The sequence below is a fragment of the Acidipropionibacterium virtanenii genome (assembly GCF_003325455.1).
In the GTDB taxonomy this organism is placed as follows: domain Bacteria; phylum Actinomycetota; class Actinomycetes; order Propionibacteriales; family Propionibacteriaceae; genus Acidipropionibacterium; species Acidipropionibacterium virtanenii.
This window is the reverse complement of sequence record NZ_CP025198.1, coordinates 783,547-808,395: the sequence shown is the minus strand read 5'-3', so window position 1 is coordinate 808,395 and position 24,849 is coordinate 783,547. Positions and strand designations below refer to the sequence as shown.

At 70.4% G+C, this 24,849-nt stretch carries 23 protein-coding genes and 1 pseudogene; 11 read left to right on the top strand and 13 right to left on the bottom strand.

What is annotated here, in order from left to right; translation table 11 throughout:
- Positions 1 to 175: 175 nt before the first annotated feature.
- The 7 genes and pseudogenes from JS278_RS03570 to JS278_RS03540 all read right to left on the bottom strand — a co-directional run bounded on the left by JS278_RS03570 (position 176) and on the right by JS278_RS03540 (position 5,851).
- Entirely contained in the window at positions 176 to 556 is a 381-nt protein-coding gene (locus JS278_RS03570) for a glutaredoxin family protein (protein WP_114043997.1), read from the bottom strand.
- A gap of 13 nt (positions 557 to 569) precedes the next feature.
- Positions 570 to 671 (bottom strand): 30S ribosomal protein bS22, encoded by a 102-nt coding sequence (locus tag JS278_RS03565; protein ID WP_002550589.1) that lies wholly within the window; start codon positions 669 to 671, stop codon positions 570 to 572.
- Between the two features lie 225 nt (positions 672 to 896).
- Positions 897 to 1,693 (bottom strand): annotated as a pseudogene (proC, locus tag JS278_RS03560) (pyrroline-5-carboxylate reductase).
- Positions 1,690 to 2,778 (bottom strand): aspartate-semialdehyde dehydrogenase, encoded by a 1,089-nt coding sequence (locus JS278_RS03555; protein WP_114043996.1) that lies wholly within the window; start codon positions 2,776 to 2,778, stop codon positions 1,690 to 1,692. The pseudogene proC and the gene JS278_RS03555 overlap by 4 nt, the downstream one beginning before the upstream one ends.
- Positions 2,779 to 2,817: 39 nt before the next feature.
- On the bottom strand, positions 2,818 to 3,582 hold the full coding sequence (locus tag JS278_RS03550) for a CPBP family intramembrane glutamic endopeptidase (protein ID WP_114046094.1): 765 nt from the start codon (positions 3,580 to 3,582) through the stop codon (positions 2,818 to 2,820).
- A 476-nt stretch (positions 3,583 to 4,058) separates the two neighbouring features.
- The gene (locus tag JS278_RS03545; protein WP_114046093.1) at positions 4,059 to 4,973 is read right to left on the bottom strand and encodes a proline dehydrogenase family protein; all 915 of its coding nucleotides are present in this window, start codon (positions 4,971 to 4,973) and stop codon (positions 4,059 to 4,061) included.
- 50 nt (positions 4,974 to 5,023) lie between these two features.
- The gene (locus JS278_RS03540; RefSeq protein ID WP_114043995.1) at positions 5,024 to 5,851 is read right to left on the bottom strand and encodes a sugar phosphate isomerase/epimerase family protein; all 828 of its coding nucleotides are present in this window, start codon (positions 5,849 to 5,851) and stop codon (positions 5,024 to 5,026) included.
- Between the two features lie 116 nt (positions 5,852 to 5,967).
- Between JS278_RS03540 and JS278_RS03535 the strand changes: the two genes are divergently transcribed.
- The 3 genes from JS278_RS03535 to disA all read left to right on the top strand — a co-directional run bounded on the left by JS278_RS03535 (position 5,968) and on the right by disA (position 9,275).
- Positions 5,968 to 6,606 carry a VOC family protein gene (locus JS278_RS03535; protein ID WP_114043994.1) on the top strand — a complete coding sequence of 213 codons (639 nt, stop codon included), beginning with the start codon at positions 5,968 to 5,970 and terminating at the stop codon, positions 6,604 to 6,606.
- Positions 6,607 to 6,738: 132 nt separating this feature from the next.
- Positions 6,739 to 8,187: a DNA repair protein RadA gene (gene radA, locus JS278_RS03530; protein ID WP_114043993.1), complete on the top strand. Its 1,449-nt coding sequence runs from the start codon at positions 6,739 to 6,741 to the stop codon at positions 8,185 to 8,187.
- Complete coding sequence (disA, locus tag JS278_RS03525) at positions 8,184 to 9,275, top strand: DNA integrity scanning diadenylate cyclase DisA (protein ID WP_114043992.1); 1,092 nt, start codon at positions 8,184 to 8,186, stop codon at positions 9,273 to 9,275. Before radA ends, disA begins: the two co-directional genes overlap by 4 nt.
- A 6-nt stretch (positions 9,276 to 9,281) precedes the next feature.
- Here the strand turns inward: disA and JS278_RS16325 are convergent, their stop codons facing one another.
- Genes JS278_RS16325 through JS278_RS03510 form a run of 3 tightly spaced genes read right to left on the bottom strand, consistent with a single transcriptional unit; the run spans position 9,282 to position 13,504 of the window.
- Positions 9,282 to 10,019 carry a hypothetical protein gene (locus JS278_RS16325; protein ID WP_245935186.1) on the bottom strand — a complete coding sequence of 246 codons (738 nt, stop codon included), beginning with the start codon at positions 10,017 to 10,019 and terminating at the stop codon, positions 9,282 to 9,284.
- 21 nt (positions 10,020 to 10,040) lie between these two features.
- The gene (gene hemQ / locus JS278_RS03515) at positions 10,041 to 12,089 is read right to left on the bottom strand and encodes a hydrogen peroxide-dependent heme synthase (RefSeq protein WP_114043991.1); all 2,049 of its coding nucleotides are present in this window, start codon (positions 12,087 to 12,089) and stop codon (positions 10,041 to 10,043) included.
- A complete protein-coding gene (locus tag JS278_RS03510; RefSeq protein ID WP_114043990.1) occupies positions 12,086 to 13,504 on the bottom strand; it encodes an NAD(P)-dependent oxidoreductase in 1,419 nt (472 codons plus the stop codon). The genes hemQ and JS278_RS03510 overlap by 4 nt, the downstream gene beginning before the upstream one ends.
- Positions 13,505 to 13,639: 135 nt before the next feature.
- On the opposite strand from JS278_RS03510, the gene hemE reads away from it, so the two are divergent.
- The 7 genes from hemE (at position 13,640) to JS278_RS03475 (ending at position 21,448) form a co-directional block, all read left to right on the top strand.
- Entirely contained in the window at positions 13,640 to 14,737 is a 1,098-nt protein-coding gene (gene hemE / locus JS278_RS03505) for a uroporphyrinogen decarboxylase (RefSeq protein WP_114043989.1), read from the top strand.
- A gap of 88 nt (positions 14,738 to 14,825) precedes the next feature.
- A complete protein-coding gene (locus tag JS278_RS03500; protein ID WP_114043988.1) occupies positions 14,826 to 16,235 on the top strand; it encodes a protoporphyrinogen/coproporphyrinogen oxidase in 1,410 nt (469 codons plus the stop codon).
- A gap of 171 nt (positions 16,236 to 16,406) precedes the next feature.
- A complete protein-coding gene (gene hemC / locus JS278_RS03495) occupies positions 16,407 to 17,393 on the top strand; it encodes a hydroxymethylbilane synthase (RefSeq protein ID WP_245935263.1) in 987 nt (328 codons plus the stop codon).
- Complete coding sequence (locus JS278_RS03490; protein WP_114043986.1) at positions 17,390 to 18,148, top strand: uroporphyrinogen-III synthase; 759 nt, start codon at positions 17,390 to 17,392, stop codon at positions 18,146 to 18,148. The genes hemC and JS278_RS03490 overlap by 4 nt, the downstream gene beginning before the upstream one ends.
- 77 nt (positions 18,149 to 18,225) lie before the next feature.
- Positions 18,226 to 19,152: a porphobilinogen synthase gene (gene hemB / locus JS278_RS03485; protein ID WP_245935262.1), complete on the top strand. Its 927-nt coding sequence runs from the start codon at positions 18,226 to 18,228 to the stop codon at positions 19,150 to 19,152.
- Positions 19,153 to 19,205: 53 nt separating this feature from the next.
- The gene (gene hemL / locus JS278_RS03480) at positions 19,206 to 20,522 is read left to right on the top strand and encodes a glutamate-1-semialdehyde 2,1-aminomutase (protein ID WP_114043984.1); all 1,317 of its coding nucleotides are present in this window, start codon (positions 19,206 to 19,208) and stop codon (positions 20,520 to 20,522) included.
- Between the two features lie 155 nt (positions 20,523 to 20,677).
- On the top strand, positions 20,678 to 21,448 hold the full coding sequence (locus JS278_RS03475) for an HhH-GPD family protein (protein WP_425451491.1): 771 nt from the start codon (positions 20,678 to 20,680) through the stop codon (positions 21,446 to 21,448).
- A gap of 4 nt (positions 21,449 to 21,452) precedes the next feature.
- Here JS278_RS03475 and JS278_RS16740 read toward each other — a convergent pair whose 3' ends face one another.
- Together JS278_RS16740 and JS278_RS03465 are read right to left on the bottom strand one after the other, a co-directional pair.
- Positions 21,453 to 21,647, bottom strand: coding sequence for an RloB domain-containing protein (locus JS278_RS16740; protein WP_425451490.1), 195 nt, complete (start codon positions 21,645 to 21,647; stop codon positions 21,453 to 21,455).
- 147 nt (positions 21,648 to 21,794) lie between these two features.
- The gene (locus JS278_RS03465; RefSeq protein WP_114043981.1) at positions 21,795 to 23,132 is read right to left on the bottom strand and encodes an AAA family ATPase; all 1,338 of its coding nucleotides are present in this window, start codon (positions 23,130 to 23,132) and stop codon (positions 21,795 to 21,797) included.
- Between the two features lie 253 nt (positions 23,133 to 23,385).
- Between JS278_RS03465 and JS278_RS03460 the strand changes: the two genes are divergently transcribed.
- Complete coding sequence (locus JS278_RS03460) at positions 23,386 to 23,898, top strand: NUDIX hydrolase (protein WP_114043980.1); 513 nt, start codon at positions 23,386 to 23,388, stop codon at positions 23,896 to 23,898.
- 99 nt (positions 23,899 to 23,997) lie between these two features.
- Here JS278_RS03460 and JS278_RS03455 read toward each other — a convergent pair whose 3' ends face one another.
- The gene (locus JS278_RS03455; RefSeq protein ID WP_114043979.1) at positions 23,998 to 24,837 is read right to left on the bottom strand and encodes a dienelactone hydrolase family protein; all 840 of its coding nucleotides are present in this window, start codon (positions 24,835 to 24,837) and stop codon (positions 23,998 to 24,000) included.
- Between the last annotated feature and the right edge of the window lie 12 nt (positions 24,838 to 24,849).

The following is a 24,849-nucleotide window of genomic DNA, read 5'->3' as shown; positions in this document are numbered from 1 at the left end:
CCCTGCGCTCGCCAGGGCTCGCCGACCCCTCGAACAGGTCCAGTCGGCTGTGTGTTTGCTTTGCGTATCGAACACCGACGTTGGCCCTCCTGCTAGAGGGCCAACGCGGAGTAGCCGGCGAAAGGCTGACCCACAGGAGGCACTATAGAAGACCGGACGTCGACAGAGGCCGGGTTCAGGGGATGACGGACACCTGGGTGGGGCCGTTCTCCAGCGCCGAGAGGAGGGTCTCCCGGTCGAGGAACCAGTAGCCGATGAGGACCCCGTCTACGAAGGTCACCGGGACGTGATCGCCCCACCTGGCCCTCACCTGCGGATCCTGGTCGACGTCGACGACCGCCACCGGCTCGGGGATCAGATCGGGCCGCTCCCGGGAAAGGCCCTCGCACAGGGTCAGGACGCCATCGCACAGATGACAGCCGGACCGGCTGAGAACGACAACGTGCCCCTCGACCGGAGGGTCGGGGGGACGTGGTGTGTTACCGACGAGTGGCGACCGTTCGTCCTCGTCAGCGCGCTTCCCGGGGGTCGTGCGCCGACGGATCCGACGGATCACGGCCGCCCGAGCGTCACTTGCCGGCGCGACGACGCTGGATGCGCGTCTTCTTGAGCAGCTTGCGGTGCTTCTTCTTCGCCATGCGCTTGCGACGCTTCTTGATGACGGAACCCACTGTGGACCTCTTCTCGTTTCAACCCGGGTCGTTGCTCCCCGGATCACTCTGCATGGGCCCCGAAGGACCCGACACGTGATCGTTGCCTGCCCATCGCTCCCCGTAGAGGACCTGGGCCGCCAGGCCCCGCTCGACGCGACTCGCACGCAGACAATCGCCCATCCTACTCGGGGCCACTCCCCCGAGCCAAACCTCGACCCGCAGACACCCGGACGGCCCGGACGCTCAGCCCACGCCCGCCGCCTTGTCGCGGCAGGCCTCCAGAGCCCGGGCGAAGGCCGTCCGCACGCCGTGACTCTCCAACTGGTCCACCGCGGCTGCCGTGGTGCCCCCGGGGAGGTCACCGCGGCGCGCAGCACCGCCGGATGCTCACCGCTGGCAGCCATCAGTTCGGCCGAGCCCGCGATGGTCGCGACCGTGAGCTCGGTGGCCTGGGGACGGGGGATGCCCATCGCCACGCCGGCGTCGATCATCGCCTCGGCCACCAGGAAGATGTAGGCCGGGCCCGAGCCGGAGACGGCGGTGGCGGCGTCGTGAAGTTTCTCGGGGACCTCGACGACCGTCCCCAGCGGCTCCAGCAGGACCCTCACCGTTCCGGCTGCGGCGACGGCGCCCGGGCCGGGAGAGAGGATGAAGGTGCCCCTGCCCACCTTGACCGGAGTGTTCGGCATGACCCGGATCACCGGAAGGTCCCTGCCTCCCAGCGCCTCCCGGAGTGTGCTGATCGTCACGCCGGCAGCGATCGACACCACGATGGCTCCGGGCCTCAGCACGTCGGCGACCTCGGCAAGCACCTCGGCGGCCGCGTAGGGCTTGACTCCGATGATCACGACGTCGGCGCTCGCGGCGGCGGCGCGGTTGTCCTCGACGGTGGCCACGCCATAATCCGATGCGACCTGCTCGCGGTGAGCGGCGGAGCGGGCCGTGGCCACGACGTCATCGGCCGGGAAGCCGGAGCCCAGCAGCCCGGAGACGATCGCTCCGGCCATCGTGCCGCAGCCCAGAACGGCGATCCTGCTCATCGCAGTGCCTCCTCGTCGAGCGATTCCGGTCGGAAGCCCCGCCGGGCGGTGCCGCCCTCCGCGGCGACCAGCTCGGCGATCTGGATGGCATTGAGCGCGGCCCCCTTCCGCAGGTTGTCGGCGGTGCAGAAGAAGACCAGGCCGTGCCCGGCCGGGGCCGACTGGTCGACTCGGATCCGCCCCACCAGGGAGGGGTCGGTACCCGCGGCATGACGGGGGGTCGGCAGGTCGGTGACGACGACCCCCGGGGCCTCCGACAGCAGCTCGGTGGCGACCTGCGGTGTGATCTCCGAAGCGAACTCGGCGTGCACCACCAGACCATGCCCCGAGAACACCGGGATCCGGACGCAGGTGCCGGCCACCAGGAGATCGGGGACGTGGAGGATCTTGCGCGACTCGTGGCGCAGCTTCTGCTCCTCGTCGGTCTCCCCGGAGCCGTCGTCGACGAAATTGCCGGCCACCGGCACGGCGTTGAAAGCGATCGGAGCGACGTAGGGTCCCAGGTCGGTGCCCGGGTCGATGGCTCCGGCCAGGGCCAGGGCCGCCGGATCGGCGATGGTCCGCGACTGGTCGGCCAGGGTCCGCACCCCCGCCAGCCCCGATCCCGAGACCGCCTGGTAGGTGGCCACCACCAGGCGGGTGAGGCCGGCCGCGTCATGGAGGGGTTTCAGCACGGGCATCGCGGCCATGGTGGTGCAGTTGGGGTTGGCGATGATCCCTTTCGGGCGGACGGCGACATCGCCGGGATTCACCTCGGAGACCACCAGCGGGACGTCGGGATCCTTGCGCCAGGCCGAGGAGTTGTCGACGACCACCGCGCCGGCCGCGGCCACCTTCGGGGCGTACTCGCGCGAGGTGCCGCCGCCGGCCGAGAACAGCGCGATGTCGAGGCCGGAGAAGTCCGCGGTGGCGGTGTCCTCCACCGTGACCTCGGTGCCCCTCCACGGCAGCTTCCTGCCGGCCGACCGGGATGAGGAGAAGAACCTCACCTCGTCAGCAGGGAATTGACGTTCCTCCAGCAGGGTCCGCATGACCCCACCGACCTGTCCGGTTGCACCGAAGACTCCGACTCGCATGAAGCCGATTCTATTCGGTGAGCGCCTCGGGGCCCGTCGTACCCCCGGTCAGGAGAGCCAGGAAATGCGGCCCACCAGGAAGGTGTAGCCGATGAAGGCGACGACGTCGATCACGGCGTGGGCCACGATCAGCGGCAGCAGACGTCCCCTTCTGACGTAGATCAGCCCCAGGACCGCCCCCATCACGATGTTGCCGAGGAACCCTCCCCAGCCCTGATAGAGGTGATAGGTGCCGCGGATGAGGGCGCTGAGAATCACGACGACGGCCGTGTTCCAGCCGATCTGGCGCCATCTGGTCACCAGATAGCCCACCATGACCGTCTCCTCCAGAAAGGCGTTCATCACCGCGGAGAGGATGAGCACGGGCACCACCCACCAGGCGCCGTGCAGTCCGGCCGCCTGGACTGTCGTGTTGTACCCCAGCTCCTTGCTCACCACGTAGAGTCCGAGGCCCGGAACGCCGATGAAGGTCGCGATCACCAGGCCGGCGCCGACGTCGTGCCCCCAGCCGGGCGAGACCAGGCCGAGACGCCTGCGCACCCCTCCGCGGGGCGGGGAGACGCGCGACATCAGAAGCAGCGCCAACAGGGCAGGCACCACGCCGAATGCGATGTCGGAGAGCTGGTAGGTGAGATCCAGCCAGGGCCGGTCGGGAGTCACCGAGGTGTTGAGGCTCGACGTCTGACCCGACAGCGGGGTACCGCGGGTGAGCCTCTCGACCATCCTCAGTACCGAGTACCAGGCCGACTGCCCCAGGCTCAGCGCGAGCACCAGGATCGTCTCGACCAGCAGCACTCTGCGGGCGCGCGCCATCGCCCGGCCCGGATTCTTCTGCGACTCGCGCGATGGCCTCTCCGCTGCGGGCACCGCCGTCGCCGTCATCGCAGCCGCCAACACCGACGAGGGCACCGCAGCCGTCAGCACCGATGCTCCGGGCCCGGCCCCGTCGCGCCGGTCATCACCGACGGAACGGTCGCCGTCCGGCCGGAATGCGCCGTGCGGGTCCTCCTCCGCGGAATCCTCGAATGCCGCGAGCGGGGTCGCCGCGTCCTGGCGCGGATCGGCGGAGTGCCAGCGGGAGGGCCCGGACTCCCACCGGTCCGGGTCGTAGCGTCCGGGAGAGACGTAGCGCTGCTCCTGCGAATCGGTGACCCGCGACGCCTCGGCCCAGCTCTCATGGTCATCGACGGGATCCTCGGTGGGCTCGTCGGCGCTGCGTCGCGCCCCGCCTGAGCCTCGCCAGTCCGTCCAGTAGCCGCCCTCGGACATGGGCCTGCGCGGATCATCGGTCATCGGTGCACCACCAGTGATCGGGAGAACAACCAGAGGTTCGCGGGCCGGTTGACCAGCTGCCGGGTGCAGTAGCGGTACCACTCATGGCCCCACGGAAGATATACCCGGGTTCTCAGGCCGATATCGGCGAGCCTGCGCTGCTCCAACGGCCGGATGCCCTGGAGCATCTGAAACTCCGTGTCGGCACGACTACGGCCCAGATCGGCTATCAGCCGCTCGCCGATCGCCACGAAAACCGGGTCATGGGTGGCGATCATCGCGGTGGACGGGCTGCGCAGCAGGGCCCGCAGGCAGGACGCCATGCGAAGGTCGACGTCGTGGGGCCGCACCACCATCTCCCGATGGGACCCCGAGTAGGCACCCTTGCAGAGCCGGATCCGCCGACCGGGAGCGGCCAGCTCCCGGATCTGGTCGAGCGAGTCGTGACGGGCCGCCTGCACCACCACCCCCGTGTCGGGGAAATCGGCGAGCAGCGAGGTCACGATCCCGTAGACCTCCGCGTGGACCTCGGGCCCCTCATCGTCGACGGTCACCAGGACGCCGTTGTTACGGGCGGCGCGACACACCGCCTCGGCATTCTCCAGGGCCGTCCGGGCCCCGCCGCCGGGCAGCTGAAGGCCGAGTGAGGTGAGACTGATCGACACCTCGGCATGGCCCTCGAGTTCGGGCCACGAGCCCAGCTCCTCGACGGTTCCGATGAGACGCTCGGTCGCCGCCGCGGCGGTCCGCGGATCCGCCACCTCGACGTCAAGGGTGTGCAGCGACACCTCAAGACCCTTGTCGACGCGGTCCAGGGCGGTGGAGACGGCGTCGGTCAGGGTCTCCCCCGCGACGTAGTCATCCGCGATGAGGCGGATCGGCTCGGCCCGGGTCATCGTTTCGGCGACCCTGCCGTTGGTGGTGAGAGCCATCACCGCCTCGCGGATCCGCGACCGTCTCATCGATACTCCCGTGCGAGCATTCACTTGCTCCCCGACATCGCCCGTGCGCCGGTCCGCGAGGCCATCCCCTCGGCCACCGCATCGCGAGTCTGCTCCAGGCAGCGGCCCAGGGCGTCCTGGCGATCGGATCTGCTGCCGAACCGCCGGGAGTTGACCTCCAGGACGACGTCCCCGTTGAAGCCGTGCGCCACGGCCTCCCGCACGACCTCGAAGGATCGCTGGTCGCCCTCCCCGGGCAGCAGGTGCTCGTCCTTGAAGGTTCCCGAGCCGTCGGTGAGGTGGATGTGGGCCAGTCTCCTGCCCCAGACCCGGACGTAGTCGATCGAGTCCATCCGCCCGGTCGAGGCGTGGGACAGGTCCAGGGTGAGATGGTCGTAGGAGCGCAGGGTGGGATCCCAGTCGGGGGCGTAGGCGAGGAATCTCCCGGCCGGGGTGCGCCACGGATACATGTTCTCCACGGTGTAGAGGACGTCGGCCGCCCGGTTCCGCTCGTCGGCGTTGAGCCGGGCGATTCCCGCCTCGAAGCCCGAGGAATAATCACGCTGCCAGCGGAACGGCGGATGGACGACGATCACCCGGGCTCCGAACCGGCGGGCCGCCTGGCCGCTCCGGTCGAGCTTCCCCCACGGGTCGGTGCCCCACACGTTCGGGGTGACGAGGAGGCATGGCGCATGCACGGAGGTCACGGCGATCTCGTGGTACTGGGAGAGCGCATCCACCTGGTCGAGGTCCGCGGACACCTGGTCGATACCGACCATGAGCTCGACGCCGTCGTAGCCGAGTTCCGAGGCGCACTCGAAGGTGCTCGCCGTCGACTCGGGGTACATCGAGCTTGTGGACAGCGTCACGCGCGGGTGTGCGCCGACCTGCTTCTGTGGTCCTGGGTCCTGAAATGACACAGTACAAACCTACCCGCAGCACCCCCGGTTTTCCTTGAGGAGGCCCGTCAGTGGAGAATGGCCCCATGCATGTCGACCATCTCACCTTTGTTGCCGGCCCGGACGGACTCAAGGTCGAGGCCGCCCGTCTGGGCGAGAGGCTCGGAGTCTCCCTCAAGGACGGAGGATTCCACCCCCGGTTCGGAACCCGTAACCGGATTCTTCCCCTGGTCGGCCCCCGTTACATCGAGGTGGTCGAGGTACTCGACCACCCGGCTGCCGACAAGGCTGTCTACGGCCAGGCGGTCAGAGCCCGTTCCGAGATGGGCGGCGGCTGGATGGGCTGGTCGGTGGCCGTGCCCGATCTGGCCCCCTATGAGACGAGGCTCGAGCGCAAGTCCGTGCCCGGTTCCAGGCACTTCCCCGACGGCCGTCTGCTGGAGTGGCACCAGATCGGCATCAGGGGCCTGATCGCCGATCCGCAGCTGCCGTACTTCATCCACTGGGAGTCGCCGGCAGACGTCCAGCCCAGCGCCCTGGACGGCCAGATCCGTCTCGACACCATTGAGATCTCCGGATCCCGGGACCGGGTCGAGGACTGGCTCGGTGAGACGCTGCCCGACCAGTTGGAGGGCATCAACTTCGAGTTCACCAGCCCGAACGGACACCCCGGGATCAACGCCACGATCCTGGAGACCCCCGCCAAGGGGCTGGTCAGAATCTGAGGAGGGGCGGACGACCGCCCCCACGCCCGCCGTGGCTTCGACGAGCGGCTCCTCGCCTCATCCCCGCGCGAGCATCTGCGGGTGGCCCTTCCGCCGACAGAACTGTCGGATGCGACTGGCAGAGTTGGGGCCATGGCGAAGAAAGCGACCACGACCTGGGTGTGCACCGAGTGCGGTTGGACGACCGCGAAATGGGTGGGGCGCTGCGGAGAGTGCCAGACCTGGGGCTCGGTGGTGGAGAAGGGCGCCCCGAAGCTCACCGATGTCGCCACCAGCGTCCCCGTCTCGCGCGCGGTGCCCATCGGTTCGGTCTCCGAGCAGGCCGCCGACCGCCATCTGACCGGGATCGGCGAGCTCGACAGGGTGCTCGGCGGCGGGCTGGTGCCCGGCGTCGTGGTGCTGCTGGCCGGCGAGCCGGGGGTCGGCAAGTCCACCCTGCTGCTCGACGTCGCGGCGAAGTGGGCGCAGGCCGGGCGCCGGACCCTGTACGTCACCGGTGAGGAGTCCGCGGCCCAGGTGAGGCTTCGCGCAGGGCGGACCAATGCCCTGGCCGACGAGCTGTATCTGGCCGCCGAGACAGATCTGGGGACGGTGCTGGGCCACATCGAGCAGACCGATCCCAGCCTCATGGTGCTGGACTCCGTGCAGACCATCGGCACCACCCAGACCGACGGCTCGCCGGGCGGTGTGTCCCAGGTGAGGGAGGTCACCGCCGCCCTGGTGCGGGTCGCCAAGCAGCGCGGGATGGCGGTGGTCATCGTCGGCCATGTCACCAAGGAGGGTTCGATCGCGGGCCCCCGCACCATGGAGCATCTGGTCGACGTCGTGCTCGCCTTCGAGGGCGACCGGCACTCCGGATTCCGGATGGTGCGTGCCACCAAGAATCGCTACGGCCCGGCCGACGAGGTGGGATGTTTCGAGATGACCGACGCCGGCATCATCGAGGTGCCCGACCCTTCGGGGCTGTTCACCTCCGACAACGCCGATCCGCAGCCGGGCACCTGCGTCACCGTCACCATGGAGGGCCGACGCCCGCTGCTGTCGGAGGTCCAGGCGCTGGTGGCCCCCTCGGCCACCGAGAAGTATCCGCGCCGCACCAATCATGGCGTCGAGGGCGGCCGGGTGGCGATGATCCTGGCGGTTCTGGAGCGCAAAGCCGGTCTGCCGCTCAGCGCCCGCGACGTCTACGTCTCCACGGTCGGCGGGTCGAGGATCATCGACCCCTCGGCGGATCTGGCCATCGCGGTGGCGATCGCCTCGGCCTCGGCCGACCGCAACTTCCCCACCCGGGTGATCGCCCTGGGCGAGGTGGGGCTGGCCGGGGATCTGCGCCGGGTACCCGGCCTGGAGCGCCGGGTCGGCGAGGCGGCCCGGCTGGGCTTCGACCTGGCGGTGGTGCCCCGCAACTCCCGGGAGGCCCACACGAGGGTCCCTTCGATGCACGGCCTCCACGTGGTGGAGGTGTCCACCCTCGCCGAGGCCCTCGGCGTGCTCAATCTGGGCAGACGCCGCCGCGACGGCGCCGCCAGGGCCGGTGCCGATGGGGCCGGGTCGCAGCGGGCCACTACAGTCGGGGTATGACCGACGACGCCCCCGAGTACGGGTCCGAGCCTGAGCAGGTACGCCATCTGATGGCTCTGCTCGCCCCCGGCACCCCCATTCGAGACGGTCTGGAGCGCATTCTGCACGGTCGCACCGGCGCGCTCATCGTGCTCGGCGACTCCCCCGAGGTACGCAGGGTCTCCACGGGCGGTTTCGCGATCGACGTGCGGCTGACCCCGCAGGCGCTGCGCGAACTGTCGAAGATGGACGGCGGGCTGATCCTCTCCAGCGACCACGAGCGGATCATGGCTGCCGGGGTTCATTTCGTCCCGGATCGCCAACTGCGCAGCGAGGAGACCGGTACCCGTCACCGCAGCGCCGACAGGGTCTCCCAGCAGACCGGCATCCCGGCTGTGGTGGCCTCGGCGTCGATGAACACCCTGTCGGTCTTCCTGAGGGGACGCCGCTACCGCATCGAGGAGCCGGAGAAGCTCCTCACCCGCGCCAATCAGGCCCTGGACACGCTGGGCAGTTACCGCTCGCGGCTGGTGGATCAGACCTCTGCCCTCACCATGGTGGAGGTCCACGACGTGACCACGGTGGCAGATGTGGCGGCGGTCGCCCAGCGCATCGAGATGGCCCGGCGCCTCGACTCGGAGGTCCGCGCCTACGTCTCGGCCCTGGGGGTCGAGGGGCGCCTCATCCAGCTTCAGCGCGATGAACTGATCGACGGCGTCGAGGAGCTGTCGCGTCTGCTCGTCGAGGACTACCGGCCGGACGACGTCTCCCCCGGCGAGTTCACCCTGGCGCCCCTGTCGGCGCTGGGCTGGGACGATCTGGGGAGGCCGACCCGGGTGGCGGCCGCGATCGGCCTGGACCCGGCACGCCACCCGTTGTCGATGGTGCTGCACGCCCGCGGATACCGTCAGCTGTCGACCATCGCAGACCTTCCGCCACGCACCGTGCAGGCCATCGTCGACCGGTTCGGCACCCTGCAGTCCCTCTACGCGACCGGAATCAGCGATCTGGGAGACGTCCAGGGGGTCGGGGCGCAGCGGGCCAAGAGCATCCGTGCGGCCCTGGAGCGGATATTCGAGGGCGAGGAGCAGGCCGGAAACCTGCGCTGAAAAGAACTACTGATGAAGTTGCATCACGAACTTCTTGGTCGCGCCGCCCTGGATCTCGGCGTTGGCGACGTAGTAGCCGGCGCCCAGCTGCTCGGTCGATGCCTTGCACGAGTTCTCGGTGGAGCGCTGGCCCGGCCAGGTCATCTTGTAGGAGTAGCTCTTCCCGGCGGGCACCGTGGTCTTCCCACGGGGCTTCCATGCGGCGCAGTCGTCGCTGGACCAGATCCGGTCTGAGCCCGAGGTGACGGTGACTCCCACCGGGAGCTTCGCGAAGTCCCAGGTGCAGTCGGTCTTCGTGCTGTTCGTCAACGACACGGTGAATGCGACCGCCGAGCCGATCTTCACCGAGGAGGATCCCGCGCTGAGCCCGACGGCGGCACCGCCGGCGGAGCAGGCGGCCGTGGCCGGGGTAGTGCTCGCCGAGGGGCTCGCAGTGGTGCTGCTCGAGGGCGACCCGGATGCCGAGGAGGACGACGGATCGGGCGAGGACGCCGAGGGGGTGGGCGTGGGTTTCGGCGTGCCCCACGCGGTGTCGGTCCAGGACGGATTGACCGACACCGAGGAGGCCTCGTCGCTGGGTGTGGCGGGCGCCCCGGAGGTCTCACTGGTGTTGTTGCCGAGCAGGGTCGACAGCAGCCACACCAGCAGCACGATGATCAGCACCAGCACGCCCAGCAGCGCCCCTCGCCGGATCCAGTAGGTCTGGGGGGATTCAGGGCCGACCGGATGCTGAAGACCTCGCATGGGTGCCATCCTGCCGCACAATCAGCCGCGAAGCTGCCTGCGCGCCCACGTGTCGGGATCCACCCGCTCACCGGTGAAGAACGGCGTGTCGACGTCCACATGCCGGCGGGCCTCGACGTACCGCAGATCCTTCATGACGTCGACCAGGCGGGCCGGGTCGTCGGCCTCCAGGGCCAGGATCCACTCGTAGTCGCCCAGCGCGAAGGCGGCCAGAGTGGAGGCCTTGATGTCGGGGCTGGCGGCACCGGACATGCCGTGCTCGCGCAGCATCCGGGACCGGTCGCCGGCGTCCAGCAGGTACCAGTCCTTGGTGCGCACGAAGGGGTAGAAGCAGGCCCAGTGCCGCGGCGCGACGCCGGCGAAGCAGGACGGCAGGTGGGACTTGTTGAACTCCGCGGGGCGGTGTACCGCGAGATTCGACCAGACCGGGGCGAGGTGACGTCCCAGCCCGGAGCTCACGAAGCGGTGGTAGGTCTCCTGCAGGGTCGAGGCGTCCTCAGCCGTCCACCAGATGAGCAGGTCGGCGTCGGCGCGCAGCCCGGACAGGTCGTACCAGCCGCGGGTCTGTGCTCCCGCGCCGGCCGGTCGGTCGATCGCGCCGGACACCAGTTCGGCCAGCTCGGCATCACCGGCGGGCAAATGGTCTCTCACCTTGAACACCGAGTACATCGCCCACAGGCTGGCCCGGTTCACCTCGTCGGGTGCGACGGCGTGATCCCGGGCATCGGTGGGGACGCTGTAGGAGCCGCTATCGGCCGAGGTACGGGTGATGGTGGAACCGGCGTCGGCAGCGGACAGGGGACTGTCGGTGGGCGCTGTGTTGCCGGTCGTCACGGGGCTGTCGGTGGGCACGGGGCTGTCGGTGGGCATGGCGGATTCTCCTGTGGTCGAGGACTGGGCGGACCCTGCCGCGCCGGCGTCGGGCGAGGACGCCGGCGCGGGGTCGTCATGCTCGGCCCGGTAGACCGGTGGCAGGCCACCCTGGTCTGCGAGGCTGCGCCCGCCGCGCACCATTCCGCCGCGCTCACAGCCGCACGCCCAGGCCTCGGGCAGCCGTCCGCCGGCCTGGCGCACTGCGGCGGCCTGGCCGGCGAGCAGCTCGCCGAGGCTGTCGACGAAGGCCGGACGGGTGCCGGCGGTGGCGGCCCTGGCCATCGACAGCCCCAGCTCGGAGGCGGTCTCGGCGGCCTCGTGGTCGAGGTCGTTGACCACCTCCATGTGGTCGCTGATGAACCCCACCGGGGCCAGCACCACCGACTTCACCCCCTGGGAGGACAGCGCCCGCAGGTGGTCGTTGACGTCGGGTTCCAGCCAGGGGTCGGTGGGCCGGCCCGAGCGGGAGCAGTACACGAGGTCCCAGCGCGGCATGCCGCCGAAGCGGGCGCGCACGGTCTCGGCGGTCCGGGAGCACAGCTGCTGATGCTGGGCGACGTAGTCGGTGCCGGGCTCCCCGGATCCGGAGGCCTCCAGCATCGGCAGCGGGATCGAGTGGGTGACGAAGACCACCCGGGTGGCCTCCAGCGGGGTGGGCGGGATGCGCCCGAAGGCCTCCATGACGGCCTCGGCGTTGGCGGCGGTGTATCCGCCGATCGCCCAGAACGGCGCCACCTTGTCGATGACCATGTCGGTGTGGCCCAGTTCGGCGAGCACGGCGTCGGCGTCGCGGCGGTACTGCCGGCAGCCGGAGAATGAGTCGAAAGCCGAGGTGGGCAGCATCAGCACCCGTCGGGCCCCGTCCCCGTAGAGGGATTCGACGACGTCGGCCAGGTAGGGCGAGCCGTTGCGGTTGCCGAGCACCACCGGGACGTCGGAGCCGTGGGCGCGCAGGTTGATCCGCAGCGCCTCCAGGAGGGCGTCATTGGCGTCGTTGATGGGGCTGACTCCCCCGAAGGCGTTGTAATGCTCGGCGACCGCGTCGAGCCTGGACTCGGGGATCCGCCCGCCGGAGACGCGACGCAGGAAGGGGCGCACCTCCTCGGGGCCGCGGGGCCCCCCGAATGAGGCGATGAGGACCGCGTCGTAGGGATCGAGCGGCTCGTTGAGTCCTCGGGCCGGGGTGTGCTCGCTCATCGGCTCTCCTTCATGACCGTGGTCAGATCCTTGGGTTTCAGGTGTTTCGGGGATTCCTCGACGCCCTGCCCGACGAGGTTCGTGGAGGAGTCGGGGGCCAGATCGTCGATCCTCAGTCCGGTGACCGGGCAGGCGGCCTCCGCGGTGGCCTCCACCGCGGCCAGATCGAGGAAGGGGGCGTCGACCTCGACGTCGATGCCCAGCACGTCGGTCAGCGAGTTGAGCCAGCGGTCCCCCAGGCCCTGCTCCGAGGCGATCCGGGCGCGGGCGGCGGGGATGTGAGCCATCGAGGCGGCCAGCCGTCGCAGCGCCTGGGCGGCCTTGCCCACGGGGATCTCGCCCTCGGCGGGCAGACGATCCAGTTCGGTCGCGACGAGATCGGAGAGGACGTCGCGCAGGGCCACCACGGCGGGCGAGAGGCGACGCCGCTCCAGATCGACGGCCAGCTCGCGGACCCCGTCGGCGACGATCTGCTCGGCGCGGCCCTGTTCGGCGGCGGCGCTGTCGGGCACGGCGTCACGGATGTTCTCCAGGCCGATGACGCACAGGCCGGCCGGGGACGGTTCCTCGACGTCGCCGGAGACCGCCAGGTCCAGGGCCACGAGGGGTCCGACCTGAAGATTCCGGGCGCGCTCGCGCAGGGCGGTCCGGGCCAGCTCGCTGGTGAGTGCGGGGGTGCCGTTGCCGCGGCAGGTGACGACCAGGTCGACACCGGCGAGGACGCCGGGGAGGTCCTCCTGGGCCACCGCGGACACCTCATGGCGGCGGGCGAAGCCGTCGGCACGTCCGGAGGCCGAATGCACCAGGATCTCGGCGACGCCGCGGGAGCGCAGCTGGGCGCAGCTCGCCCCGGCATAGGAGCCGGTGCCCATCACCAGCACCCTGGCCCCGGCCAGCTCGACCCGCCGGGCGACCAGATCCAGGCCGATCGCCACGACGGTGCGCCCCTGGGCGGACAGCCCGGTCCCGACCTCGACCTTCCTGGAGGTGCGCAGCGCCTCCTCGACGAGGTGTGCCACCAGGTAGCTGGCGGTGTTGTCGCGGCGCGCATCGGCCAGCGCCCGCTTCAGCTGGCCGGCGATCTCGCGCTCCCCGGTGACCATCGACTCCAGTCCGCTGGCGATCCGGAAGACCCGCCAGACGGCGTCGTCATCGGAGAGGACGCTGGTCGATTCGGCCAGGGCGATCGCGCCATGGCGGCGCAGCAGCCCGCGCAGCAGGGACTCGGGATCCTCGAGGCCGCCGGCCAGTTCGGCCAGCACGAGCACCCGGTTGCACGTCGACAGCACCATGGCGCCGCGCACCTCGGGGGCATCGGTCAGCGACAGACCGAGGCCCTTCACCTGCTCGGCGGCGGCAGCGACGGCGCCGAGGCCGTGCTCGGCGTGATCAACGGAGACTATGAACAGACCCACGGCTGACCATTGAACCACGGACGCCCCCTCCCGGCTCGGTGTTGAACGCCTGTGCGCGCCCGGCGCCGGCCATCTGACGCGACGGCCGGGGGGACTCCCGGGCCCCGATTGCCGCCCGGGGCACAATCGAGAGCGATGACTGAGACCGACACAACCCAGATCCGCGACGCCGCCGCCCCCTCCCTGCCGGCCGTCCTGCAGGCCATGACCGGCCACCGCACCGAGCATCCGCCGGTGTGGTTCATGCGCCAGGCGGGGCGTTCGCTACCGGAGTACAGGGCCGCACGCGAGGGCACCGCGATGCTCGAGTCCTGCCTGAATCCGGAGCTGGCCGCCGAGATCACCTGCCAGCCCGTGCGCCGCCACGGCGTGGACGCCGCGGTGCTCTACTCCGACATCATGGTTCCGCTGGCGCTGGCCGGGGTCGGGGTGCGCATCGAGCCCGGGGTCGGGCCGGTCCTCGACGAGCCGATCCGTACTGCCGCCGACGTCGACGCCCTGGTCTCGCGGGGTCCCGGGGACGCCTCGGTGATCGCCAAGGCCGCCCGGCTGGCGGTCTCCGAACTGAGCCACTCGGAACCGGGCAGGGACACCCCGCTGATCGGCTTCGCCGGCGCCCCCTTCACGATCGCCGCCTACCTGGTGCAGGGCGGTCCTTCCCGCGACCACCTGGCGGCCCGCGCGATGATGCACGCCGAACCGCTGGCCTGGGCGAAGTTGATGGACTGGGTGGCCGATCTGGACGCCGACTTCCTCACCGCCCAGCTGGCCGGGGGCGCCCGCGCAGTCCAACTCTTCGACTCCTGGGCGGGCTCTCTGTCGGCCGCCGACTACCGGGCTCATGTGGCGCCGCACTCGATCCGGGCCCTGGCGGGGGTCGACCGGCAGATCCCGGTGGTGCACTTCGCGGTGAACTCCTCCCACCTGCTGGAGGATCTGGCACGGGTGGCGGCAGAGGCCTCCTCCCACCCGGTGCTGGGGGTCGATCACCGGGTGTCTCTGGACCACGCCCTGGCCTCGCTTCTGGTCGGACACCTGGAGATGCCGCTGCAGGGCAATATCAACCCGGCCCTGCTGTTCGCAGGATGGGACGCGCTGGCCGCCGAGGCCGTCTCGGTGGTGGAGGCCGGACGCCGGGCACCGGGCCATGTGGTGAACCTGGGGCACGGGGTGCCCGCCGACGCCGACCCGGATACCCTGACGAGGTTGGTCGAGTACATCCACTCCCTGTGAGCACGGCTCCCCTGTCGGGAATCCGTGAACGGGACGTCTGAGCAGGGTGCGCCCGGCCTCGGGTCGTTGGCCGGACAAGAGGGGTCGGATGAGAAGAGTTGACGCGGTCGTCATCGGCGGCGGGATGGCGGGCCTGGTGGCCGCCTGGCAGTTCACCCGTGAGGGGTTGACGCCGGTGCTCCTGGAGTCCCGCGGCTACACCGGAGGTCTGGTGGCCGCCTCGAAGATCGCCGGGGTGGCCTATGACATCGGTGCCGAGGGGTGGGCGGTGCGTCGCCCCGAGACCGCCGAGCTGGCCGCCGAGCTCGGGCTGGATGTCGAGTTCCCGCGTCCCGCGCCCAGCTGGGTGTGGTTCGACGACGGCCCGTTCGCGATGCCCTCGAGGGCGATCCTCGGTATCCCGGCCGACCTGTCCGACAGCGACGTCGTCGCCGCCCTGGGCGCCGGGGAGGCCGAGAAGGCCGCCCGGCTGGACGGTGCCCCGCTGCCCGACGAGCTCCCACCGGATCTGGGCTCCCTGGTCGAGCAGCGGATGGGGACGACCGTGCTGGAGCGTCTGGTGGCCCCGATCGCCGGTGGCATCCACGCCGCCGATCCGCATCTGCTGGCCACCGAGGTGGTCTCCCCCGGCCTGCTGGACGCCGTGCGCCGGGCCGGCAGCCTGGCCGGCGGGGTCGCCCTGGTGAAGGGCGACGGGGCCCCGAAGCCGCCGGTGGCCTCGGTGGCCGGCGGCATGTTCCGGATGCCGCAGGTGCTCCACGAACAGATCAGCGCCGCGGACGGTCAGGTGCTGACCCGCACCGGGGCCCGGGCCCTGGAGCGTGACGGCGAGGGCTGGGTGGTTCGGGCGGCCGCCACTGTGCGCAACGAGAACCCCTCCCTGCCCCCGGTGCCCTGCGGCGAACCGGTCGATCTGGCGGCCGCGCGCGTGGTGATCGCCTGCTCGGCCGGGCCGGCGCGCAGGCTGCTGGGCGGCGTCGTGGACGTCTCCGGCCCCGAACTGGTGCCCGGCGCCCCGATCGCCCACGTCAACCTGGCCGTGCGCGCACCGGAGCTGGACGCCGGACCTCGCGGCAACGGAATGCTGGTGGCGCGCGGATCGCAACAGGTGAGTGCCAAGGCGCTGACCCACCTGTCGGCCAAGTGGCCGTCGTTGACCGCCGACTGCCGGGCCCGTTCTGAGGGTCTGCACCTGCTGCGGGTCTCCTACGGCCGCTCCGGCGAGGCGGAGGTGGAGCTGTCGGTGGGGCAGGCGATGGCCGATGCCTCCACGCTGCTCGGGGTCGAGCTGGCCGCCGATCGTCTGGTGGACCACCAGATCATCCACTGGTCCGGCGCCCTGGCCCCCACCACTCCCGCGGCCCGGGCCTGGGTGCAGGGTCTCCACGAGCAGCTCTCCGCCGTTCCCGGTATCGGGCTGACCGGCGCCTGGGCGTCGGGTTCGGGGATCGCCGCACTGGTGCCGCACGCCCGGGACACCGCCCGTCGCCTCGCCTGATCCGACGATCACTCACCCGGGACGCGTGGAAGGATGGGCCATATGAGTCGTCGTCCCGGGAAGAAGTCCGCCGCCACGCAGAAGGGCGCACCCGTCACACTCGGGAGCGGATCATCGGCCCTCGTCAGGCTCGGGACCAGGGCGTCCGCCCTGGCCACCACCCAGTCGGGGATGGTGGCCGACGCCCTGTCCCAGCACGGCCTGGACGTCGAACTGGTGCACGTCACCACCCACGGCGATGTCAACACCACCCCGCTGTCCCAGATGGGCGGCACCGGGGTGTTCGCCTCGGCGATCCGCGCCGACCTGCTGGCGGGGTCCTGCGATCTGGCCGTCCACTCCTTCAAGGACCTGCCCACCGCCCAGCCCCTCGGGCTGAAGGTGGCCGCCGTCCCGGCCCGCGAGAACCCGCGCGACGCCCTGGTGGCCCGCGACGGCCTCGCGCTCGCCGAACTGCCGGAGGGGTCCCGGGTGGGCACCGGTTCTCCCCGCAGGGCCGCGCAACTGCTCGCCGCCCGGCCCGACCTCCGGATCGTCGACATCCGGGGCAATGTCGACACCCGGGTGGGGCGGGTCAAGGGTCTGGGCGGCAAGGAGGATCTCGACGCCGTCATCGTCGCCGCCTCCGGGCTGCGTCGCCTGGGCCGGGGAGCGGTGATCACCGAGGAGCTCGGCTTCGACGTGATGCTGCCCGCCCCCGCCCAGGGCGCCCTGGCCGTGGAGTGCCGCACCCAGGACTCGCGCTTCGGAGCCCTGGCCAAGGGACTGGCCGCCATCGACGACCTGCCGACCCGGCTTTCGGCCACCGCCGAGCGAGCCGTGCTGGCCCGCCTGGAGGCCGGCTGCGCCGCCCCGGTCGGGGCCTTCTGCGAGGCGGCCGACGGGAAGCTGTCGCTGCAGGCCGTGGTCGCCGCGGTCGACGGGGCACGCACCGTACGCTCCGCGGCCGCCCTCGAACTGCCCGCGCCCCTCCCCACGAAGACCGACGAGATGGCCGATCTGTCCGGAGCCGCCCACCAGCTCGGCGTCGCGGTGGCCGAGGACCTGCTGGCCCAAGGCGCCGCCGAGGTCGCCGACCTGCACGCCTCCAAGGGGGCGCCGTCGGTCACCCGAGATGCTGACCAGGCGTCCGCCGCCCCGTCCGAGGAGAAACAGTGAGTTCGTCCGTCACCCCCGACGCCGCCGGCATCATCCGCCCGCCCGTCCTGGTGCCCCGGGCCGGGGCCCACGACAGGATCGGCACGACCCTCAAGCACGCCGGATTCGGCGTCATCCACCAGGCGGTCACCCGCACCGTCGAGACCGCCGGCGCCCTGGATGACGTCCGCGCCCGTCTTGACGCCGAGGACTTCGACTGGCTCGTGATCACCAGCCACACCGCCGTTCGGATACTCCAGGAGGCCGGGCTGCTGACCGGGCTGATGCTGAAGGTCGCCGCCGTGGGCCGCGCCACCGCACGCGCCCTGGCCGACGCCGGGGTCGACGTCGCCCTGGTACCACCCGACCAGTCAGGGGCCGGGCTGGTGGACGCCTGGACCGACGCCGGCGCCCGCGTCCTGCTGCCGGTCTCCGCGCTCGCCGCACCCACCGTGCCCGACGGGCTGCGGGCGGCAGGCTGCGAGGTGACCCGCATCCGCCTGTACACCACCGAACCGCTGGACGCCCTTCCCGAGGTGATCGCCCAGGCCTGGCCGGCCTTCGGCGCCGTGGTCGTCACCTCCTCGTCGGTGGCCCGCGCCCTCGACCAGCTGGTGGCCGCCGCAGGGCTGTCGTGGACCGCCCGCCAGCATCCAGTGGCGATGGGCCAGCCCACCGCCCAGACCCTGTCCGAGCTCGGGCATCCGGCCGCGGCCGTCGCCGCCGCGCCCACACCCGAGGCCATCCTCACCGCTGTAGAAAGTGTCATCTCATGACGTCGTTCCCCGCCCGCACGCTCAACCCAGCCCTGACCCCGATCGACCGGCCGCGCCGTCTGCGCACCACCCCGGCGATGCGCCGGATGGTCGCCGAGACCCGGGTGGCCCCCGCCCAGCTGATGCTGCCCGCCTTCGTCGCCGAGGGGATCGACGAGGCCCGCGAGATCTCCACCCTGCCGGGCCAGTTCCAGCACACCACCGAGTCCATCAAGAGGCTCGCCGAGCAGTGTGTCGAGGCCGGTATCGGCGGCATCGACCTGTTCGGCGTCCCCACCCGCAAGGACGAGATCGGGTCACAGGCCTGGAATCCCGATGGCATCCTCAACCGGGGCATCGCGGCGGTGCGCGAGGCCGTCGGCGACGACCTGGTGATCTGCGCCGACACCTGCCTCGACGAGTTCACCGACCACGGCCACTGCGGGGCGCTGAGGCCCGACGGCACGGTCGACAACGACGCCACCCTGCCGCTGTACGCCGAGATGGCGGTCTCCCAGGCCCGCGCCGGGGCGCACATGGTGTCCCCGTCGGGGATGATGGACGGCCAGATCGCGGTGATCCGCGACGCCCTGGACTCCGAGGGGTTCGCCGACGTGTCGATCCTGGCCTACTCGGCCAAGTACGCCTCGGCCTTCTTCGGGCCTTTCCGCGGCGCGGTGAACTCGTCGTTGAAGGGCGACCGCAAGGCCTACCAGCAGGATCCGGCGAACCGCCGCGAGGGGCTGCGCGAGACCCTGCTGGACCTGGCGGAAGGGGCTGACCTGGTGATGGTCAAACCCGCCTCCCACTACCTGGACGTCCTCTCCGACGTCGCCGAGATCTCCCAGGTGCCGGTGGCCGCCTACCAGGTCTCCGGCGAGTACGCCATGCTGGAGGCCGCCGCCGCCAACGGCTGGATCGACCGCCGGCGCTGCATCACCGAGTCGCTGACCTCGATCGCCCGCGCCGGCGCCGACGTCATCCTCAGCTACTGGGCCGTGGAGGCCGCGGGCTGGCTGCGCTGAGTCGCCTCCCGTCACCCCGCCAGTATCAGACCATCCGGCTGAAAGGAATCGTTGTGAGCACCAACTCCGAACTGTTCGACGAGGCGAGGTCCGTCATCCCCGGCGGGGTGGATTCCCCCGTGCGCGCCTACGGCAATGTGGGCGGGGTGCCCCGCTTCATCGAGAGGGCCTCCGGGCCGTGGCTGTGGGACGCCGAGGGCACCCGATACCTGGACCTGGTGTGCACCTGGGGTCCGGCGCTGCTGGGCCATTCCCGCCCCGAGGTGGTCTCGGCAGTGCAGAGCGCGGCTGCCCGGGGCCTGTCCTTCGGGGCGCCGACGGCCACCGAGACCGAGCTCGCCGAGGAGGTGCGACGCCGGGTGCCGCCGGCCGAGCGGGTGCGCTTCGTCTCCACCGGCACCGAGGCCACCATGACGGCGATCCGGCTGGCCCGCGGGGCCACCGGACGCGATCTCATCATCAAGTTCGCCGGCAACTACCACGGCCACTCCGACGGTCTGCTGGCCGCCGCCGGGTCGGGGGTGGCCACGGCCGGGCTGCCCGGATCGGCCGGCGTGCCGGCAGGGGTCACGGCGTCGACCCTGGTGCTGCCCTACAACGACGAGGCCGCCCTGCGGGCCGCCTTCCAGGCCCGCGGCGACGAGATCGCCGGGGTGATCGTGGAGGCCTCTGCCGCCAACATGGGCGTCGTCCCCCCGCGTCCCGGGTTCAATGCGGCGATCCGGAGGATCACCGCCGAGCACGGCGCCCTGATGATCGTCGACGAGGTGCTCACCGGGTTCCGCTGCGGGCCGTCGGGCTTCTGGGGGTTCCAGCAGGACCGTCAGGAGAGCTACCGGCCCGACCTGTTCACCTTCGGCAAGGTGGTGGGCGGCGGGATGCCGCTGGCGGCGCTGGGCGGGCGCGCCGAGGTGATGGATCTGCTGTCGCCGACCGGGCCCGTCTACCAGGCGGGCACCCTTTCCGGTAATCCGCTGGCGACCATCGCCGGTCTGACCACCCTGCAGCTGGCCGACGACGACGTCTACGAGCGCCTCGACGAGCGCTCCGAGGCGTGGCGCGGAGCGCTGGCCGAGGCTCTGGAGGCCGCCGGGGTGCCGTTCGTCATCAACAATGCCTCCAACCTGTTCAGCGTCTTCATGGGCGAGGCGCCCGCACGCGACGGGGTCGCCGACTACGAGCAGGCCCAGGCGCAGAGCGCCGAGGCCTACACGGCGTTCTTCCACGCGATGCTGGACGCCGGGGTGAACCTGCCGCCGAGCTGCTTCGAGGCCTGGTTCCTCTCCGACGCCCATGACGAGGAGGCCTTCGAGGTGTTCTCCGACGCCCTTCCGGGGGCGTGCGAGGCCGCCGCCAGGGCGCTGGGCTGAGCGGGCGCCGAGTGAGCGACGCGACCACCGAATCGGCCTCACCCGGCCCATTCACGGCGCAGGAACGGCGAGACGTGATCGCGGCCTGCTCGGCCTGGTACGGCGAGCACGGCCGCGACCTGCCCTGGCGGCGGGCCGGGACGACGCCGTGGGGGGTGCTGGTCAGCGAGGTGATGAGCCAGCAGACCCCCATGTCACGCGTCGTGGGGCCGTGGACGGCGTGGATGGAGCGCTGGCCCACCCCTGATGACCTGGCCGAGGAGGAGCCCGGCGCAGCGGTGGCGGCCTGGGGGCGTCTAGGTTATCCGCGTCGGGCGCTGCGGCTGCATGCCTGCGCGGTGGCGATCGCCGAGCGGTTCGACGGCGTCGTGCCCTCGACCTACGCCGAACTCATCGAGCTGCCCGGGATCGGCGACTACACCGCCGCGGCGGTGGTGTCCTTCGCTTTCGGGCACCGTGCCGCGGTGCTGGACACCAACGTCCGACGGGTACTGGCGCGGGTGGAGACCGGGGTGGCGAACTGCGGTTCGGCGACCACACGTGCCGACCGGGAGCTGGCGGCGCGGTGGCTGCCGGCCTCGGACGCCGATGCGGCCCGCTGGGCGGTGTCCTCGATGGAGCTGGGCGCGCTGGTGTGCGTGGCCCGCAGCCCCTTGTGCGAGCAGTGCCCGATCTCCGGCCACTGCCGATGGCTGGCGGCCGAGAAACCGACCGAGGGGGCTCCGGTGCGCCGCGGCCAGGCGTGGAAGGGCACCGACCGGCAGTGCCGCGGGGTGATCCTGGACCTGGTGCGCAATTCGATGGCCGGCGTCGAGGTGGAGGTGGCACTGGACGCCTGGCCGAAGCGCCATCAGGCGGAGAAGTGCCTGGGCTCCCTGCTGGACGACGGGCTGATCCACCGCGACGGGGAGTTGCTGAGGCTGTGAGGGGCTACCCGGCCTTCTTGCCTTTCATGAGACCCTCGCTCTTCATCAATCGATCAAGGTCATTTGAGGTGTGAGCCCGCGTCCTGTCATTGACATGCCACAGCAGCCACTGCTCGAACTTGAGGTTCGTGACGACGACATGAATACCACGCTTTCGTGAATCTCGGAGCATTTCGTCCAGATCTGGGTGCTGGTCCACGTCCACAACGCAGCAGATCCAGTCGTAGGGTTCCGTGGCCACACGGGATTTTCTCAGCCTCGTGCAGGACGCGTCCCGAATCTGTACCGACACCGACGACGGTGCCACTTCGGGCGTCGCACCCCACTCCTGCCCCGTGACGCCACCTCAGTGCTCCGTCCTACCGGAAACCGATTCCTCGAACACTCGATGGAGCAGGCTCGGGGCTGTCCGCGGCACTGCGCCATACCGGCCCGCAAGGTAGCGACGGGCGATGTTCGCATCACGATGACGTGGGAAGTCATCGAGACTGAACAGTTCGGTGGCGCCCTCCACATTCTTCTCCGTGAACCACACCTGATCCGGCTCCAGAGGATGCTCGGTGAGGTTGGAGAGAAGGTAAGTGTCGTGGCTCGTGAAGAGCATCTGAGCACCCTTGGTGTTCAGTTCCCGATCCTCAAACATACCGACCAGGATGTCGACGAGCTGGGAGTGCAGGCTCGCGTCGATCTCGTCGACACACAGCACGGTTCCCGTGCGAAGCGCCTCGATAGCGGGGACCGCAAGGGCGAGCCACGAGATCGTGCCGGCGCTCTCCTCGTAGAGTCTCAGTGGGCGGCCGGCACCGTCACAGTGGGAGAACTCGAGGCTCCTCATGATCGTGGCGGCTGTGTCCTCATCAACTTTCTCCGCCTCGCCAACTGATCTGCCCTTACGTCTCGATGAATCGCCTCGCAGGAGCTCATTGATCCTCTTCATAAGTTCCTGCTCCCTTTGCGGAAGCTCCGTCTCCTTGATGCTGACCGAGTTGATCCCGATATCAGCGACCTTGAGCAGGGTTGTGACGGAGTCATATGTCATGGCTCCTTTGGCGAGCATGTCCATGATGACGGAAACGCGACTGCCCCGATGAACATCACCGAGCGGCGCAAAGCCGACATCCTCCGCAATGGCACGGCCTACACCGGAGAGCCGGGCATGTCCGGTGAGGACGGCACGGCTCAGGACGAGCTCGCGACCTGTGACCTCGCCAAGAGCCTTGACTTCGCTCCCCCAGAAGAACCCCGGCCTGCCGTGATTCCGCGTGAACAGGTTCGTCCATCGAGCACGCGGGACGTAGCGCAGCCACTCCTCCTCGATACCGGCGGCACCGACCCGGAACCCGTACTCGTAGCGAACGTCCTCGAGGATGAATTCCAGCTCGTAGCTGCTGGGAGCTGCTCGATGCTTCTCGTCAAGCGCGAAAGGACTTCGCACCATCCGACGTTCCGCCTGCCATGCGGTGGCCGAGTTCCTGACCGCTGACACCATGTACTGCAGCGCGTCCAGCACTGTGGACTTGCCAGAGGCATTGGCTCCGAAGATGCCGATCACGCGATGCAGCGAGTCGTCCCAAGTCTTCCCGTCTTTGGGACGAAGCGTAGTGAGGCCCGGCTCGGTGAGATCCAGCTCGGCTCGGTCACGGAGGCCCTTGTGATTCTCGGCAGCGAACCGAATCAGTCTCATGCTCCGATAATGTCATCAGAACATCCATACGAACAAAAAACGTTCAGATCGACCCTCTCGTGGCGTAGTCGGCAGTCTACTGCCCGTCTGGAGCATGTCAGACCTCCCCAGCTCCAAGGACATGCTGACGCCGGGCAACAACACCCGTATCTGCCCAGACACGAGCAACTGCGCCGATCTATCGGGAGATCCGCCCGACGAAGGACTGTCAGAGGCAACGCCTACGCTTCCCGTCATCAATGAGGAGGCGGTCATGGTGGAATCGGCGGGGCTGCTGCTGTGGCGCCGGGCCGGCGACGGCGTCGAGGTGTTGGTGGCCCACATGGGTGGGCCGTACTGGCAGCGCAAGCAGAACGGTGCGTGGGGCATCACCAAGGGGCTGTTCGACCCTGAGAACGAGCACGCCCACGACGCCGCGATGCGCGAGACCGAGGAGGAACTCGGGATCCTGCCCTCGTCCGCGACCGACGCCGAGGGTCGGGTGCGCCGCGACGTGCCGCTCGGGACGGTCCGCAGCCGCAGCGGCAAGCTGATCACGGTCTGGGCGCGTCAGGTGCTTGACGGTTGGGATCTTCCCGAGCCCGGCCGGCCTAGGTCGAACACGTTTCACATGCAGTGGCCACCGCGCAGCGGAAAGTATCAGGCCTTCCCCGAGATCGATCGCACAGCCTGGCTCTCTCCCGCACGGGCGCGGCCCCTCATGGTTCCCTCGCAGCGCGAGTTCCTGGACCGGCTCGCCGAGTTGCTGGAACGCGGCCAGATCTGAGCGAAGGGCAACGACCGATTCCCCCGACAGCCGGGCACTTCGTCGCTACCGGGCCGAAAAGGCCGACTGTCGGGAGATCGGGCAGCCGACCCGGATAGCTCAGAGGACGTCGTGCAGGAAGTCGGTGAGGCTCAGCCAGGTGCGACGGTCGGCCTCCGCGCGGAAAGAGTCCTGCCCGGCGCTGGTGTAGGCGTGCGGGGCCCCACCGTACATGTTCAGCTCCCAGTCCGCCCCGGCCTCGCGCAGCTCGTTGACGACGGCCAGAACGTCCTGGTCGGGGCACACCGCGTCGTCGCCGCCGGCGAGGATCAGCACCCTGGCCCGGATCCGGTCGGCGTCCGACGGCTCATGGGGCAGCAGTCGCCCATGGATCGGGGCCACCCCGCGCAGCTCGGCGCCGGTGCGGGCCAGCTCCATGACACCGGTCCCGCCGAAGCAGTAGCCGACGGCGGCGATCCTGCTGGCGTCGACCTCGGGCTGGGCGGCGAGCCACTCCAGACCGGCCTGGAGGCGGCCGCGGAACAGGCCGAGATCCTCGTAGAAGGGCTGCGCGGCGTCCGCGGCCTCATCGGCGGTGGCGGGGCGTCTTCCCGCCCCGTACACGTCGGGGGCGAAGGCCACGTATCCGAGTCGGGCGGCCATCACCGCCCGCGCCTGGATGTTCGTCCCGGCCCCGAACCAGTCGTGGACGAGCATCACGGCCGGGCGCGGATGATCGGCCGAGACGTAGGCGGGCTTCCAGGCCAGGTACCCCTCGCACGTGGTGCCGTCGTGGTCGTAGCGCACCGGTGCGCCGAGGACCGGAGAGCCCGACACGTCGGGGGCCGTCTCGATGACCTCGCGCCACGCCACGGGGAAGTCGTCCACCGCCACCTGCACCGCGGGCCCGCTGGTGGGGAAGCCGGGCTCCAGTGCCGTCCTGTCCGTCGCATCGCTCATGGTCCGACGGTA

Coding starts and splice junctions, on each gene's coding strand:
- JS278_RS16325 (WP_245935186.1), bottom strand. CDS start 10,019: ATGCGAGGTCTTCAGCATCCGGTCGGCCCTGAATCCCCCCAGACCTAC.
- JS278_RS03465 (WP_114043981.1), bottom strand. CDS start 23,132: ATGAGACTGATTCGGTTCGCTGCCGAGAATCACAAGGGCCTCCGTGAC.
- hemE (WP_114043989.1), top strand. CDS start 13,640: ATGACTGAGACCGACACAACCCAGATCCGCGACGCCGCCGCCCCCTCC.
- JS278_RS03535 (WP_114043994.1), top strand. CDS start 5,968: ATGCATGTCGACCATCTCACCTTTGTTGCCGGCCCGGACGGACTCAAG.
- JS278_RS03500 (WP_114043988.1), top strand. CDS start 14,826: ATGAGAAGAGTTGACGCGGTCGTCATCGGCGGCGGGATGGCGGGCCTG.
- hemC (WP_245935263.1), top strand. CDS start 16,407: ATGGTGGCCGACGCCCTGTCCCAGCACGGCCTGGACGTCGAACTGGTG.
- JS278_RS03455 (WP_114043979.1), bottom strand. CDS start 24,837: ATGAGCGATGCGACGGACAGGACGGCACTGGAGCCCGGCTTCCCCACC.
- hemQ (WP_114043991.1), bottom strand. CDS start 12,089: ATGAGCGAGCACACCCCGGCCCGAGGACTCAACGAGCCGCTCGATCCC.
- JS278_RS03545 (WP_114046093.1), bottom strand. CDS start 4,973: ATGGCTCTCACCACCAACGGCAGGGTCGCCGAAACGATGACCCGGGCC.
- disA (WP_114043992.1), top strand. CDS start 8,184: ATGACCGACGACGCCCCCGAGTACGGGTCCGAGCCTGAGCAGGTACGC.
- JS278_RS03550 (WP_114046094.1), bottom strand. CDS start 3,582: ATGGCGCGCGCCCGCAGAGTGCTGCTGGTCGAGACGATCCTGGTGCTC.
- radA (WP_114043993.1), top strand. CDS start 6,739: ATGGCGAAGAAAGCGACCACGACCTGGGTGTGCACCGAGTGCGGTTGG.
- JS278_RS03460 (WP_114043980.1), top strand. CDS start 23,386: ATGGTGGAATCGGCGGGGCTGCTGCTGTGGCGCCGGGCCGGCGACGGC.
- hemB (WP_245935262.1), top strand. CDS start 18,226: ATGCGCCGGATGGTCGCCGAGACCCGGGTGGCCCCCGCCCAGCTGATG.